The 13,067-nt window shown below is 36.9% G+C and carries 16 protein-coding genes; 15 read left to right on the top strand and 1 reads right to left on the bottom strand.

What is annotated here, in order from left to right:
- Position 1 precedes the first annotated feature (1 nt).
- Complete coding sequence (locus BN55_RS09100; RefSeq protein WP_008471837.1) at positions 2–1,354, bottom strand: Mur ligase family protein; 1,353 nt, start codon at positions 1,352–1,354, stop codon at positions 2–4.
- A 130-nt stretch (positions 1,355–1,484) separates the two neighbouring features.
- Here BN55_RS09100 and BN55_RS09095 point away from each other — a divergent pair, with 130 nt between their 5' ends.
- The 15 genes from BN55_RS09095 to BN55_RS09025 all read left to right on the top strand — a co-directional run.
- The gene (locus tag BN55_RS09095; protein ID WP_008471836.1) at positions 1,485–2,087 is read left to right on the top strand and encodes a thymidine kinase; all 603 of its coding nucleotides are present in this window, start codon (positions 1,485–1,487) and stop codon (positions 2,085–2,087) included.
- Positions 2,088–2,114: 27 nt separating this feature from the next.
- The gene (gene prfA, locus BN55_RS09090; protein ID WP_008471835.1) at positions 2,115–3,203 is read left to right on the top strand and encodes a peptide chain release factor 1; all 1,089 of its coding nucleotides are present in this window, start codon (positions 2,115–2,117) and stop codon (positions 3,201–3,203) included.
- Positions 3,196–4,038 carry a peptide chain release factor N(5)-glutamine methyltransferase gene (prmC, locus tag BN55_RS10160; RefSeq protein ID WP_008471834.1) on the top strand — a complete coding sequence of 281 codons (843 nt, stop codon included), beginning with the start codon at positions 3,196–3,198 and terminating at the stop codon, positions 4,036–4,038. Before prfA ends, prmC begins: the two co-directional genes overlap by 8 nt.
- Complete coding sequence (locus BN55_RS10155) at positions 4,039–5,037, top strand: L-threonylcarbamoyladenylate synthase (protein ID WP_008471833.1); 999 nt, start codon at positions 4,039–4,041, stop codon at positions 5,035–5,037. It abuts the gene before it with no gap.
- 96 nt (positions 5,038–5,133) lie between these two features.
- On the top strand, positions 5,134–5,763 hold the full coding sequence (upp, locus tag BN55_RS09075; protein ID WP_008471832.1) for a uracil phosphoribosyltransferase: 630 nt from the start codon (positions 5,134–5,136) through the stop codon (positions 5,761–5,763).
- 103 nt (positions 5,764–5,866) lie between these two features.
- Positions 5,867–6,583 (top strand): F0F1 ATP synthase subunit A, encoded by a 717-nt coding sequence (atpB, locus tag BN55_RS09070; protein WP_008471831.1) that lies wholly within the window; start codon positions 5,867–5,869, stop codon positions 6,581–6,583.
- Between the two features lie 20 nt (positions 6,584–6,603).
- Complete coding sequence (gene atpE / locus BN55_RS09065) at positions 6,604–6,816, top strand: F0F1 ATP synthase subunit C (protein ID WP_008471828.1); 213 nt, start codon at positions 6,604–6,606, stop codon at positions 6,814–6,816.
- 39 nt (positions 6,817–6,855) lie between these two features.
- Positions 6,856–7,356, top strand: coding sequence for a F0F1 ATP synthase subunit B (gene atpF, locus BN55_RS09060; protein WP_008471827.1), 501 nt, complete (start codon positions 6,856–6,858; stop codon positions 7,354–7,356).
- Positions 7,356–7,904, top strand: a complete 549-nt coding sequence (gene atpH / locus BN55_RS09055; RefSeq protein WP_008471826.1) for an ATP synthase F1 subunit delta — start codon at positions 7,356–7,358, stop codon at positions 7,902–7,904. The genes atpF and atpH overlap by 1 nt, the downstream gene beginning before the upstream one ends.
- 14 nt (positions 7,905–7,918) lie before the next feature.
- The gene (gene atpA, locus BN55_RS09050) at positions 7,919–9,430 is read left to right on the top strand and encodes a F0F1 ATP synthase subunit alpha (RefSeq protein ID WP_040469577.1); all 1,512 of its coding nucleotides are present in this window, start codon (positions 7,919–7,921) and stop codon (positions 9,428–9,430) included.
- A gap of 14 nt (positions 9,431–9,444) precedes the next feature.
- Positions 9,445–10,401 carry a F0F1 ATP synthase subunit gamma gene (locus BN55_RS09045; RefSeq protein ID WP_008471824.1) on the top strand — a complete coding sequence of 319 codons (957 nt, stop codon included), beginning with the start codon at positions 9,445–9,447 and terminating at the stop codon, positions 10,399–10,401.
- 23 nt (positions 10,402–10,424) lie between these two features.
- A complete protein-coding gene (gene atpD / locus BN55_RS09040) occupies positions 10,425–11,867 on the top strand; it encodes a F0F1 ATP synthase subunit beta (protein WP_008471823.1) in 1,443 nt (480 codons plus the stop codon).
- A gap of 11 nt (positions 11,868–11,878) precedes the next feature.
- A complete protein-coding gene (locus BN55_RS09035) occupies positions 11,879–12,319 on the top strand; it encodes a F0F1 ATP synthase subunit epsilon (RefSeq protein ID WP_008471821.1) in 441 nt (146 codons plus the stop codon).
- A gap of 46 nt (positions 12,320–12,365) precedes the next feature.
- Entirely contained in the window at positions 12,366–12,599 is a 234-nt protein-coding gene (locus BN55_RS09030; protein WP_008471820.1) for a DUF1146 family protein, read from the top strand.
- A 106-nt stretch (positions 12,600–12,705) separates the two neighbouring features.
- On the top strand, positions 12,706–13,067 hold a 362-nt coding region (locus tag BN55_RS09025; protein ID WP_040469575.1), incomplete at its 3' end, for a rod shape-determining protein.

Below are 13,067 nucleotides of genomic sequence, written 5' to 3'. Positions count from 1 at the left end.
TTTACATACCGGCTTTAATTATCTTGTGTTCTGCCATCGACTTACGTAGTGCAAGCATTGCAGTATAAGTGGATAAAATATAAACCTTCTTAGTTGGCAATTTATCAAGTTCGTCGATTAATTCATTGTCATTAGTTACTGTTGTCATCAGACCTGGATCAAAGCCTGAAACTTCCAATCTAAAGCCCATATCGTGCCAGCGGTGGCCACCAACAATAACTTTTTTAATCTTAGACTTGTCTAGCCCTTCATAATCAGCGTCCCAAATCCAAGACGTATCAATTCCATCAGCATGGTTAGCATTAAGCAAGGTAACTAAAGAATAATTATCTTTTTCGGTGTTGAGCATGTGGAGCACTTCATCAAGACCAACTGGATTTTTAACTAAGATTAGATCAATTTCTTTACCCTTGTATTTAATAATTTCTTGCCGACCAAAAATACGTTTATTTTCAGCAAAACTTTGAGCAACTTCATCCTCGCTTAAGCCAAATTCACGCGCTACAGAATAAGCAGCTAAAGCATTATAGATGTTGTAAGTACCACCAATATTGATGCTGTAATCTTTTTGCCCCATTTGAAAGGCAAGACTATTTGGCGTTTGATCAATGATTCTGTTTACTTGATACTTAAGTTCTGGGCGATGGTAGCCACAGTTAGGACAGAAGAAGTCTCCCAAGTTAGCATAGATTCTTTCGTGAAAATGCAAGATATGATCGCACTTAGGACATAAAACGCCGTCGGTGTTAACAGGAGCTTTAAGATCAACGTCTTCTTTATCGTCAGCCAGTTTAAAGCCGTAAAAGACTTTGTTATTTGGCAATTCTACTGAAGAAAAGATGCTGGCATCACCGTTAGCAATAATTGTTGCATTGGGCGCTAATTTAATTCCGCTAACGATCTTATCGTAAGTAGTATAGATTTCGCCGTAACGATCCATTTGATCGCGGAAAATATTAGTTAAAACGAAAACGCTGGGATGCAATAATTCAGTTACCATTTTGACGTTGGCTTCATCAACTTCCAAAACAGCAATCTTACGTTTAACTTTTTTATTTTTGTGGGCTAAAAAGGCGGTGACAATACCTTGCTGCATGTTTGAGCCGGATGGATTGGTTAAAATATCGCCGTATTTTTTCTTTAAAGCTTCGACAATTAAAGCGGTGGTCATTGTTTTTCCGTTGGTACCAGTAACAATAATTGTTTCGTATCCCTTAGCTAAAGTTGATAAGACATTGGGATCAATTTTCATGGCAAATTTTCCTGGAAAACTTGTACCACCTTTAAGTACGTTATGTAAGAACCAGTAAGAAGACTTACCGGCAACTTTGGCAACATTTGCTTTAAAACTCATATTTTGTACCTCACTTTAAAACTAGTTTTTACTATAGCATAGGAATAAGGAGAAAACGATATTTTCACTGCACAAATTTAAATTTTCATCTATACTTATAAGGCAGATAACATTGAAAAGGGGACAAAATATGGCACAATTATTTTTTCGATATGGCGCAATGAGCTCGGGAAAAACAATTGAAATTTTAAAAGTTGCTCACAATTATGAAGCTCAAAAAAGAAAAATTGCCTTGATGACAAGTGGCCTTGATAATCGTAGTGGTGTAGGAACGGTTGCTTCTAGAATCGGTTTGCACCGCAGTGCCACGCCAATTAGCGATGAGATGAATCTTTTTGATTATGTTGCTAATTTAAATAAAAAAGACGTTGCTGATGGCGACGGTAAGGTTGCTTGTGTTTTAATTGATGAGGCGCAATTTTTGAAAAAACACCATGTATTAGAATGTGCCAAGATCGTAGATGAATTAAAAATTCCAGTAATGGCTTTTGGTTTGAAAAATGATTTTCAGAATCATTTATTTGAAGGAAGCAAGAATTTATTGATCTATGCTGATAAAATAGAAGAAATGAAAACTATTTGTCATTATTGCGGACACAAAGCGACAATGAATTTACGAATTAATAATGGCAAGCCAGTTTATGAAGGTGAGCAAGTGCAAATTGGCGGCGACGAAAGTTACTATCCAGTTTGTCGTTTTCATTATTTTGCTCCAGATAAAACAAGAAATTAATTATCTAAGAAAGGAAAGAAGTTATTTATGGATAAAGTAATGGCTCAATTGGAAGGATTAGTAGCTCATTATGAAGAACTGCAAGAAATGATGGCTGATCCTGAAGTTATTAACGATACCAAGCGCTACATGGAAATTTCTAAAGAAGAAGCCGATATGCGCGAAGTTGTACAAAAATATCGTAAATATAAGGCTGATCAAAAAGAAATTGCCGATAATAAAGAAATTATTTCTAACGAATCAGATAACGATTTAGTTGAAATGGCTAAAGAAGAAAATTCTGATTTAGAAAAAGAAGTTACTGAATTAGAAGATCAAATTAAGATTCTCATGCTTCCTAAAGATCCTAACGATGATAAAGATATCATTATGGAAATTAGAGGAGCTGCTGGTGGGGATGAAGCTTCATTATTTGCCGGTGATTTGCTTAGAATGTATGAAAAATATGCCGAAACTCAGGGCTGGAATGTTTCAATGATTGATTCAGAACCAACTGAAGTCGGTGGCTATAAGCGCGTTGCTATTATGATTACGGGTGATAAGGTTTATTCTAAATTAAAATATGAAAACGGAGCTCACCGCGTTCAGCGTGTGCCAGTTACTGAATCACAAGGTCGTGTTCATACTTCAACAGCTACAGTTGCTGTTATGCCAGAATATGAACAAGTAGATATTGATATTGATCCAAAAGATATCCGTGTGGATGTTTACCGTTCATCTGGTGCCGGCGGTCAGCACATTAACAAGACCTCTTCTGCTGTACGTATGACGCACCTTCCTACTGGAATTGTTGTTGCTATGCAAGATCAACGTAGTCAGCAGCAAAACCGTGAAAAGGCTATGCAAATTTTGAAATCACGTGTTTATGATTACTATGAAAGTCAAAACCGCGATTCTTATGATGAAAAGAGAAAAAATGCGGTTGGTACTGGGGATCGTTCTGAAAGAATTAGAACTTATAACTACCCACAAAACAGAGTTACTGACCACCGTATTGGTTTAACTTTGAACAAGCTTGATCGAGTAATGAACGGCGAACTTGATGAAATTATCAACGCTTTAGTTCTTTACTACCAAACTCAACAATTAGAGAAGATGGCCGAAGAAAATGCCTAAGACTTTACAAGAAATAAAAGATAAAACTTTGAAAGATAATCCGAACTTGCGCAGTCAAGATATCGAATATGTTCTAGCAGAGCGCCTTTCTTATACTCCAAGTCAGTATCAAATGCATAAAGATGATGAATTGAATAAAGAGCAAGAAAAGCAAGCTAATTTAGATATGAAAAAGCTGCGTCGTGGAGTTTCTCCACAATATATCTTGGGTTACAGCTGGTTTTATGGCTACAAGATTTTAGTCAAACGTGGCGTGTTGATTCCGCGCTTTGAAACGGAAGAGTTAGTTAAATGGGCGCTAGATTCTGTCAAAGACGGCGATAAGATTTTGGATTTAGGAACTGGATCTGGTGCAATTACAGTTGCTTTAGCCAAAAAAGCGCAAGAAAAAGGTATGGCTGATCTTAAGTTTTATGCTAGCGATATTACTGATTCAGCTTTGCTAGAAAGCGAAGAAAATTTTTTAGTACATAATATTGACGTAACTACACGCAAAGCAAACGTTTTAGTGGGATTAGAAAAATTTGATATTATCGTTTCAAATCCACCTTATATTAAAACTAGCGAAAAAGATTTAATGGACGAAAATGTTCTTAAAAATGAGCCAGAAGAAGCCTTATTTGGTGGAGAAGATGGTTTAGATTTTTATCGCAAGTTTGCTAAACAAGTTCGTGATCATTTAAATTCTGGTGGTGAATTTTTCTTAGAGTTTGGTTTTGATGAAAAGCAAGACTTAGCTAAGTTATTTGCTAAAGAATTGCCAGATTTTGAGATTGAATTTAGGGATGATATGGCGCAAAAACCAAGAATGGTTCATGGAAAGTGGGAAAAATAATTGGAAACAAAGATTTTTAACAAGGACCAAATTCCAGAGGCAGTTGAATTATTAAAAAAGGGCGAACTAGTTGCCTTTCCAACAGAAACAGTTTATGGCTTAGGAGCATTAGCCACTAATGAAAAGGCCGTAAAAGGCGTCTATCAAGCTAAAGGACGTCCTAGCGACAATCCCTTGATTGTTACAGTTAGCGATGAAGAGATGATGAGTCGCTTTGTGAGTGAAGTACCTGAGCGCGCTAAAAAGTTAATTAAACATTTTTGGCCAGGTCCTTTGACCATTATTTTGAATGTCAAAAAGGGTACGCTTCCTGATGCAGTCACAGGAGGACTTCCAACTGCTGCATTTAGATGTCCTAAAGATGATTTGACTCATGAATTAATTGCAAAATTAGACAATCCGATTGTTGGTCCTTCAGCCAATACCTCAACTAAGCCATCGCCAACAACAGCTGAGCATGTTTATCATGATTTAAAAGGCAAAATTGCAGGAATTATTGATAATGGACCAACTGCTATTGGTCTAGAATCAACTATCGTCGATCTTTCAGTAGATAAGCCGATTGTTTTGCGTCCAGGCGAAGTTACGCCACAAGAAATTTCCCAAGTCTTAGGCCAAGAAGTTTTGATGAATAAAGGCACTACGCAAACTAAGGGAGTGCCAAAAGCACCGGGGATGAAATACCGCCACTATGCACCTAGTGCACCTGTTTATATTGTGGATAAAGAAGAAGACTTTCAATCGATTCCACATGATGATGCTAGCGCAGTTGCTGCCTTAGATGAGGTTTTAGCTGGAGTAGAAAACAAAAATAAATTTAGTTTGGGTAAAACGATTGACGAAGCTGCACATAATTTATTTGGCGCTTTAAGATATTTTGACAATGAACCAAACATTAAAGAAATTTATGTCCAAGGATTTTCAAAAGGAAATATTAGTGCAGCTTACATGAATCGTTTGAATAAATCGGCTGCAGGACACCATTTTGTAAAAAAGTAAGCATTAGTGCTTACTTTTTTTGTATTTTTAGGAACTTAATGCCAATAGTTTGTTAAAATAAGCATCGAAGTATTAATTCTTTTTTAGGAGGTTACTATGGGTAAATTTACTGTTTTAAATCACCCGTTGATTCAACACAAATTGACGATTATTCGTCGTAAAGATACAAGTACGAATGAATTTCGTCAAATTGTGGGTGAAATTGCTGGTTTAATGGTTTACGAAATGACTCGTGACTTGCCATTGGAGAATGTCGAAATCGAAACTCCAATTGGTAAAACCACTCAAAAGCAATTGGCTGGTAAAAAGCCAGTTATTGTTCCAATTTTACGTGCGGGCTTAGGAATGGTTGACGGAGTTTTACAAATGATCCCATCTGCCAGAGTCGGACATATTGGAATGTATCGTGATGAAGAAACATTAAAGCCACATGAATATTTCTTCAAGATGCCGCCAGATATTGAAGAAAGAGAATGCATTATCGTTGATCCAATGCTTGCAACTGGTGGTTCAGCAAATATGGCCATCGAAGCTTTGAAAAAGCGTGGAGCTAAAAATATCAGACTAGCAGTTTTAGTTGCTGCTCCTGAAGGTGTAAGAAAAGTTCAAGAAGAAAATCCAGATGTTGACATCTATGCTGCAGCAGAAGATGAAAAATTAATGGATAACGGTTACATCTATCCAGGACTTGGAGATGCAGGCGATAGATTATTCGGAACTAAGTAAAATAACCCCATTTTTTTAAAAATATAGTTTTGAATTTGGGAATTTAAGGTGTTATGATTTTTAATGTGTTTGAGGTATTCAGCACAAGAAGGGAGGTCACGAAGTGGGTGAGAAATCTGTTGTTCGTAATTTATTCGGCTTAAATTTCAACATAACTAACTGTTTTGGTGGAACTTTAGTTGCAATTGCAGTTTTTGCTTTAGTTTATTATTTAGCTAAAAAGGTCACTTTGAAGCCAAATAAGAGACAAAACGTTCTCGAATATTTAATTGATTTTACTAACGGAATCGTTAAAGATAACGTTGAAGACAAAGATGCTCAAAAGCATTTGTCGCTATATGCCTTTACCTTGTTCATGTTTGTCTTTTTCATGAACCAGTTAGGTTTGTTCTTTGAGTTTTCAATTAACGATCACATCCTTGTCAAATCGCCAACTGCCAACCCATTGATTACTATGACAATGGCAATGATGACTTTGCTTTTATCATATAACTTTGGTATTAAGCGTTTTGGTGCAAAAGGTTATTTTGGCAATTATGCAAAACCGGTTGGCTTTTTACTACCAATCAATATTATCGAAGAGTTTACTAACTTCTTGACATTATCATTACGTCTTTACGGTAATATTTACGCCGGTGAAGTTTTGTTAACCTTAATCGGTGGCCGTTTTGCTAAGAGTGCGGGTTGGTTTACCATCATCGCTTCGGTTCCATTAACTTTAATCTGGCAAGGCTTCTCTGTCTTTATTGGCTCTATCCAGGCATATGTATTCGTAACTTTATCTATGGTTTACATCGGTAAGAAAGTTACTGAAGAATAAAATTTACGGAGGTTTTTTCTATGAAGTATATAGCTGCCGCAATTGCCGCTGGTTTAGCTGCTTTAGCAGCATCCTGGGGTAACGGAAAGGTTATTTCAAAAACTATTGAAGGTATTGCAAGACAACCTGAATCTGCAAACAACTTAAGATCAACTATGTTTATCGGTGTTGGTTTGATCGAAGCTGTTCCTATCTTGGCTATTGTTATTGGATTCTTAATTCTCTTCTTGTAATTTCATTAAGAATTGTAATTACTAGAAAGAAGGGAAAACATGCAATTAATGTTTGCCGCCTTAAAGCTTGAATTAGGAGATACTTTATACTATCTTTTGATTTTTGCTTTACTTTTAATCCTTGTTAAGCATTTTGCTTGGGGTCCTGTTACTGAAATGATGGAAAAGCGCCGTCAAAAGGTAATTAATGACCTAGAACAAGCAGAAAGCGATCGTAAGAAAGCTGAACTTCTTGCAAATCAAAGACAAGCTGCATTAAAAGATTCTAAACAAGAAGCTACACAAATTCTTTCTACTGCAAAGAGCAATGCGGAAAAGACTAAAAATGAAATTGTTAGTCAAGCTGATAGTGAGGCTGCCGCAATTAGAAAACAAGCTTCCAAAGATGCTGCACAAGCTAAGGCTGATGCTTTAAACGAAGCACGTGATCAAGTAGCAGACATTTCTGTAGCAATCGCTGAAAAAGTGATTAGCAAGAATTTAACTGCTGCTGATCAAAAAGACTTAGTAGATAGTTTCATCAAGGGGCTGAATGACTAATGGCTTTAAGTAGAGAAGAAATTGCTTCCAGATACAGCAAAGCTTTATTTGAATATAGCAGTGATATGAAGGCAGTTGATGAAGTTCATCAAGAAATGAATGTTTTACTTGATATTGCAAAAGAAAATACAAACTTCATCAAGTTGTTAAGTAATCCTGTTTTGAAGAAAAATGAAAAAGAAGAATTTCTTGCAAGTTTTTCAAACCAAATGTCCCAACCTACGCAGAACTTTTTAAAGTTGCTTTTAGAGTATGGACGTTTTGGAAACTTTGTTGATATTGTGACAGCATATGATGCTCTCTACAATAAATCAATGAATGTGGCACAGGGTGTTGCTATCACTGCAATTTCTCTTGAAAAAGAGGAATTAGATAGAATTGCTCAAGCTTACGCTAAAAAGAACAATTTGAACAATCTATATTTAGATAATAAAGTCGATCCTAGTATCTTGGGAGGCGTCGTTCTCCAAGTCGGAGATAAGATAATAGATGGTTCGATAAGAACTAAATTGCAAAAAATTCGTGAGCAATTGATTGAAAATAGATAAAAGAGGTGAAACCATTGAGCATTAAAGCAGAAGAAATTAGTGCTTTGATCAAGCAACAACTTGAAAAGTATGATGACAAGCTCAACGTTGACGAAGTGGGTACTGTTACCTACGTCGGTGACGGTATCGCCCGCGCTCACGGTTTAAACAATGTTTTATCAAGTGAATTGCTAGAATTTTCTAACGGTTCATACGGTATTGCACAAAACCTTGAAGCCAATGATGTTGGTATCATCATTTTAGGAAAATTCGATGATATCCGTGAAGGTGACCAAGTCAAACGTACTGGTCGAATCATGGAAGTACCTGTTGGTGACGCCATGATTGGACGTGTTGTTAACCCATTAGGGCAACCAGTAGATGGTTTAGGTGAGATCAAGACTGATAAAACTAGACCAATTGAAAGTAAAGCTCCTGGCGTTATGGACAGACAATCTGTTAACCAGCCTTTACAAACTGGGATCAAAGCCATCGATGCTTTAGTTCCAATTGGTCGTGGACAGCGTGAATTAATTATTGGTGACCGTAAAACTGGTAAGACCGCTCTTGCTTTGGATACGATCATCAACCAAAAAGGACAAGATGTCATTTGTATTTACGTTGCAATTGGTCAAAAAGAGTCTACAGTTAAGAACTCTGTAGAAACATTAAAACGTTATGGAGCAATGGACTACACTATCGTTGTAGAAGCTGGTCCTAGTGAACCTGCACCAATGCTTTATATCGCCCCATATGCAGGTACTGCAATGGGTGAAGAGTTTATGTACAATGGTAAAGACGTATTGATCGTATTTGACGATTTAAGTAAACAAGCCGTTGCTTATCGTGAAATATCATTACTTCTTCGTCGTCCGCCTGGTCGTGAAGCCTACCCAGGTGATGTCTTCTACTTACACTCAAGATTACTTGAAAGAAGTGCTAAGTTGAGTGACAAACTCGGTGGCGGATCAATGACTGCCTTACCATTTATTCAAACTCAAGCTGGTGATATTTCAGCTTATATTCCAACTAACGTTATTTCTATTACTGATGGACAGATTTTCTTGGAAGCTGATTTATTCTTTGCTGGAACTCGTCCTGCTATTAACGCTGGGGAATCCGTTTCTCGTGTTGGTGGTAGTGCACAGATTAAAGCAATGAAGAAGGTTGCTGGTACTTTACGTATGGACTTAGCTTCATATCGTGAACTAGAAAGTTTCGCGCAATTTGGTAGTGACCTTGATCAAGCTACTCAAGCAAAATTAAGTCGTGGTCGTCGTACAGTTGAAGTGTTGAAACAACCATTACATAAGACTTTATCTGTTGAAGATGAAGTTCTCATCTTGTACGCATTGACTCACGGTTTCTTAGATTCAATTCCAGTACCTGATATTCAACGTTACGAATTAGAATTATATGATTACTTTGCAAGTAACTATGATGACTTACTTGATGTAATCCGTAAGACTGGAGATCTACCTGACGAAGATAAGCTTAAAGAAGCTTTAAAGAACTTCAACGAAGGTTTTTCAATCAGTAAGAAATAGAGGAGGTTTTTTCATTGGCAGAATCTCTCCTTGAATTAAAAAGAAAGATTGCCTCGATTCAAAAGACTGGCCGTATTACTGAAGCTATGAGAATGGTTTCCGGGGCTAAGTTAAGTAAAACTGAAAAGTTGGATCAAGGATATTCAATCTATAACGATAAAATCAGAGCTACTGTTTCTCATTTAATGAGTTCGCAAATTTTTAAAGAAATTAATAAAAAAAGTCGGAACCATGTCGAAGATATCGATTTAGATAGTATTGACTATAACGATGTTTTTGATTTGGGGACTTTAACTTCTTTAATTCAACCTCGTGAACACATCAAATCAACAGGGTATCTTGTAATCAGCGGCGATCGTGGACTTGTCGGTTCATACAACAGTCAAGTTATTAAAAATATGATGAGTATTTTTAAAGACTCTGAAGCTGAAAATAAAGATGTCAAAATTTTAACTGTTGGTAGTGTTGCAGCGCAGTTCTTTAAAAAGCAAAACTTGAATGTGGTTTATGAATATAGCGGCGTAAGTGATGTCCCAACTTATGATGAAGTTAGAGATATCGTTCAAACCGCTGTAAAGATGTATCTTAACGGCGTTTATGATGAATTATATGTTTGTTATACACACCACGTAAATACATTGACTTCCGCTTTTCGAGTACAAAAAATGCTTCCAATTTCAGATATTGATCTAAATCATGACGAATCTATGCCGACTGAATATCTGGTAGAACCAAGCGTTGACGCAGTTTTAAAAACTGTATTGCCACAATTTGCCAAATCAATGATTTTTGGTGCAATACTAGACGCTAAAACTGCTGAACATGCTAGTTCAATGACTGCAATGCAATCTGCTACTAAGAATGCAGAAGATGTAGTTTCTGGTTTAACAACAAGATTAAATAGAGCTCGACAGGCACAAATTACTACCGAAATTACAGAAATTATTGGTGGTGCCAATGCTCTTCAATAAGGATAGAAAAGGAGGTAGATGTTTTGAGTAAAGGCGAAATTGTTCAAGTAATTGGACCAGTCGTTGATGTCGAATTCCCAATCGACAAAAATTTGCCGGATATTAACAACGCTTTGCGCGTTAAAAATAATAATGGCGACACTCTTGTTCTAGAAGTTACTCTTGAACTTGGTGACGGAGTTTTAAGAACTATCTCAATGGAATCTACCGACGGTTTAAGACGTGGGATGGAAGTTGAAGACACTGGTGCTCCAATTTCTGTTCCTGTTGGTAAGGACACATTAGGACGTGTATTTAACGTTTTAGGTGATCCAATTGACGGTGGTCCTGAATTACCAGCGGATGTACAACGTGAAGGTATTCATAAAGAAGCTCCTAAGTATGATGAATTAAGTACTAGTGAATCAATTCTTGAAACTGGTATCAAAGTTATCGACTTACTTGAACCATATGTTCGTGGTGGTAAAGTTGGTTTGTTTGGTGGTGCCGGTGTTGGTAAGACTACTATTATTCAAGAGTTAATTCACAATATTGCCCAAGAACACGGTGGTATTTCAGTATTTACTGGTGTTGGTGAAAGAACTCGTGAAGGTAATGACCTTTACTTCGAAATGAAGGCATCAGGAGTTTTAGCCAAAACTGCCATGGTATTTGGTCAAATGAATGAGCCGCCTGGTGCCAGAATGCGTGTTGCATTGACTGGTTTGACAATTGCTGAATACTTCCGTGATGTCGAAGGTTTGGACGTATTATTGTTTATCGATAATATCTTCAGATTTACTCAGGCCGGTTCTGAGGTTTCAGCTTTGCTAGGACGTATGCCAAGTGCCGTTGGTTACCAGCCAACTTTGGCTACTGAAATGGGACAATTGCAAGAAAGAATTACTTCAACCAAGAAGGGTTCTATTACTTCTATTCAAGCAGTTTATGTTCCAGCCGATGACTACACGGACCCAGCTCCAGCTACTACTTTTGCTCACTTGGATGCAACTACTAACTTGGAACGTCGGTTAGTTGAACAGGGTATTTATCCAGCTGTTGACCCACTTGAATCAACTTCAAGTGCTTTGGATCCAGAAGTTGTTGGTGAAGAACACTATCAAGTTGCTGTTCAAGTACAGCATATTTTGCAACGTTACCAAGAATTACAAGACATTATTTCTGTTTTGGGTATGGATGAATTATCCGATGAAGAAAAATTGATTGTTGAACGTGCAAGAAAGATTCAATTCTTCCTCTCACAAAACTTCTTCGTTGCAGAACAATTTACTGGTTTACCAGGTTCATATGTTCCAATTAAGGAAACTATCAAGGGATTCAAGATGATTATTGATGGTAAACTCGATGATTTACCAGAAGATGCATTCCGTAACGTTGGCCCAATCGAAGATGTAATTAAAAAGGCAGAAAAGATGGGTGTAACGCCAAAGAATCCTGAAGCCAAAGCTATGCTAGAAGCAAAGTAGGGTGATGCATTATGGCAGAACCAGAAAAACTTTTAACAGTAACTGTAGTAACTCCAGATGGAATAATTTATTCTCATCGTGCTCAAGCTGTAGCAATGCGTGCTATTGATGGTGAAAGAACTATCTTATACGATCACTTGCCGCTTGTTACACCTTTGACTATTGGCGAAGTTAGAGTTGTACGTGGTGAAGACATGCAAAATAGAACCGATCACATTGCTGTGAACGGTGGCTATATTGAATTTTCTGACAACGTTGCAACAATTATTGCCGATAGTGCTGAAAGAGCCCGCAACATTGATGTTAAACGTGCTCAATCAGCTAAGGAGCGTGCTGAAAAGCATATTCAAGAAGCAAAAGCTAAACATAATGAACGTGAAGTACTCGAAGCGGATATTGCTCTTCGTCGAGCAATCAACCGTTTGAATGTTCGTTCAAAATATGGTAAATAATGATTAAGAAGAGACGTTATGCGTCTCTTTTTTTGTGAGGAAATTTATGAAACAAATCGGAATTCATGCAATCGTCAGTATCATTACCTATTTATTAATGATCGCTCTTTCTTTTAGATCGCTACAAGGTTTACGTCTAGAAAAATTCTTTAGAAAAGGTCATACTTTTGAAATTCAACTTTTTATCTTGTTTGCAGCAATTGCGTTGGGATATTTAGTAGGACAATTTTTGTTAGCCTTAATTGATCAATCTTTAGCTATTAGGATGCTATTTTCATAATTTTTTGACAATAAATTGTTTAGGAATGGTTAAGTTCATAGTATTTCTTAAAGTAAAGGGCGTTTTGTGTTACAATTTTTAATGATTAAATACTGGAGGCACAATCTTGGCAAGAGATATAGGAATCGATTTAGGTACAGCTAACGTCTTGATCAATGTATCAGGTAAGGGGATCGTTTTAAACGAACCTTCTGTTGTAGCTGTAGATACAGATACAGATAAAGTGGTTGCTGTTGGTACAGAAGCATATAAAATGGTAGGTCGTACCCCTGGCAATATTCGAGTTATTAGACCTTTGAAAAACGGTGTCATTGCGGATTTTGATATCACTGAGGCAATGCTCAGTTACTTTATTGAGAAGTTAAATGTAAAGGGCTTTATGTCTAAGCCTAATATTTTAGTTTGTGCACCAACTGGTGTAACTTCAATTGAACAAAAGGCGATTATTCAAGCTGCAGAAAAATCAGG

This window comes from Lactobacillus hominis DSM 23910 = CRBIP 24.179, from assembly GCF_000296835.1.
Lineage (GTDB): Bacteria > Bacillota > Bacilli > Lactobacillales > Lactobacillaceae > Lactobacillus > Lactobacillus hominis.
This window is presented reverse-complemented; position numbering and strand designations above follow the sequence as displayed.

What these genes read in the sequence shown, in the direction of transcription:
- BN55_RS09100 (WP_008471837.1), bottom strand. Translation starts at nt 1,354, where the DNA reads ATGAGTTTTAAAGCAAATGTTGCCAAAGTTGCCGGTAAGTCTTCTTAC.
- BN55_RS09095 (WP_008471836.1), top strand. Translation starts at nt 1,485, where the DNA reads ATGGCACAATTATTTTTTCGATATGGCGCAATGAGCTCGGGAAAAACA.
- prfA (WP_008471835.1), top strand. Translation starts at nt 2,115, where the DNA reads ATGGATAAAGTAATGGCTCAATTGGAAGGATTAGTAGCTCATTATGAA.
- prmC (WP_008471834.1), top strand. Translation starts at nt 3,196, where the DNA reads ATGCCTAAGACTTTACAAGAAATAAAAGATAAAACTTTGAAAGATAAT.
- upp (WP_008471832.1), top strand. Translation starts at nt 5,134, where the DNA reads ATGGGTAAATTTACTGTTTTAAATCACCCGTTGATTCAACACAAATTG.
- atpE (WP_008471828.1), top strand. Translation starts at nt 6,604, where the DNA reads ATGAAGTATATAGCTGCCGCAATTGCCGCTGGTTTAGCTGCTTTAGCA.
- atpF (WP_008471827.1), top strand. Translation starts at nt 6,856, where the DNA reads ATGCAATTAATGTTTGCCGCCTTAAAGCTTGAATTAGGAGATACTTTA.
- atpH (WP_008471826.1), top strand. Translation starts at nt 7,356, where the DNA reads ATGGCTTTAAGTAGAGAAGAAATTGCTTCCAGATACAGCAAAGCTTTA.
- BN55_RS09035 (WP_008471821.1), top strand. Translation starts at nt 11,879, where the DNA reads ATGGCAGAACCAGAAAAACTTTTAACAGTAACTGTAGTAACTCCAGAT.
- BN55_RS09030 (WP_008471820.1), top strand. Translation starts at nt 12,366, where the DNA reads ATGAAACAAATCGGAATTCATGCAATCGTCAGTATCATTACCTATTTA.